This is a genomic window from Haloarcula argentinensis DSM 12282, assembly GCA_000336895.1.
GTDB classification, from domain to species: domain Archaea; phylum Halobacteriota; class Halobacteria; order Halobacteriales; family Haloarculaceae; genus Haloarcula; species Haloarcula argentinensis.
In genome coordinates this window covers 1-1,465 of record AOLX01000012.1, presented here as the reverse complement: position 1 = coordinate 1,465, position 1,465 = coordinate 1, and the positions used below count along the sequence as shown (strand labels likewise).

The 1,465-nt window shown below is 57.1% G+C and carries 1 rRNA gene; it reads right to left on the bottom strand.

What is annotated here, in order from left to right:
- Nucleotides 1-1,465: ribosomal RNA gene (locus C443_RS21915) — 23S ribosomal RNA — on the bottom strand; the annotation flags it as partial.

Below are 1,465 nucleotides of genomic sequence, written 5' to 3'. Positions count from 1 at the left end.
GGCGTGGCTACCCGGCACGTGCTCTCTCGAACAACCGGTACACCAGTGGCCACCAACCGTAGTTCCTCTCGTACTATACGGTCGTTCTTGTCAGACACCATAACACACCCAGTAGATAGCAGCCGACCTGTCTCACGACGGTCTAAACCCAGCTCACGACCTCCTTTAATAGGCGAACAACCTCACCCTTGCCCGCTTCTGCACGGGCAGGATGGAGGGAACCGACATCGAGGTAGCAAGCCACTCGGTCGATATGTGCTCTTGCGAGTGACGACTCTGTTATCCCTAGGGTAGCTTTTCTGTCATCAATTGCCCGCATCAAGCAGGCTAATTGGTTCGCTAGACCACGCTTTCGCGTCAGCGTTCCTCGTTGGGAAGAACACTGTCAAGCTATCTTTTGCTCTTGCACTCTTCGCCGGGTCTCTGTCCCGGCTGAGATAGCCATAGGGCGCGCTCGATATCTTTTCGAGCGCGTACCGCCCCAGTCAAACTGCCCGGCTATCGGTGTCCTCCTCCCGGAGTGAGAGTCGCAGTCACCGACGGGTAGTATTTCACTGNAGCGCGTACCGCCCCAGTCAAACTGCCCGGCTATCGGTGTCCTCCTCCCGGAGTGAGAGTCGCAGTCACCGACGGGTAGTATTTCACTGATGTCTGGGTGGCCCGCTAGCGCGGGTACCTCTGTAACGACTCCTACCTATGCTGCACATCGGCGACCACGTCTCAGCGACAGCCTGCAGTAAAGCTCCATAGGGTCTTCGCTTCCCCCTGGGTGTCTCNCTCCTACCTATGCTGCACATCGGCGACCACGTCTCAGCGACAGCCTGCAGTAAAGCTCCATAGGGTCTTCGCTTCCCCCTGGGTGTCTCCAGACTCCGCACTGGAATGTACAGTTCACCGGGCCCAACGTTGGGACAGTGAAGCTCTGGTTAATCCATTCATGCAAGCCGCTACTGATGCGGCAAGGTACTACGCTACCTTAAGAGGGTCATAGTTACCCCCGCCGTTGACAGGTCCTTCGTCCTCTTGTACGAGGTGTTCAGATACCTGCACTGGGCAGGATTCAGTGACCGTACGAGTCCTTGCGGATTTGCGGTCACCTATGTTGTTACTAGACAGTCCGAGCTTCCGAGTCACTGCGACCTGCTCCGTTCCGGAGCAGGCATCCCTTCTTCCGAAGGTACGGGACTAACTTGCCGAATTCCCTAACGTTGGTTGCTCCCGACAGGCCTTGGCTTTCGCCGCCATGGACACCTGTGTCGGTTCTCGGTACGGACACTATGCTCGTCTTTTCATGGGCCCCAGGTTGAATCACGTTTCCCTATACCGCCGTTCGTCCGCTTCCTGCCATTACGGCTTCCACGGAGTTGGACGGTTCGACCGGGCGAATGCCCGGCGTGATCGACCCCAGGGCGTCAACTTTCACTGCATAGTGGCACGGGAATATTAACCCGTTTCCCATTTCGTC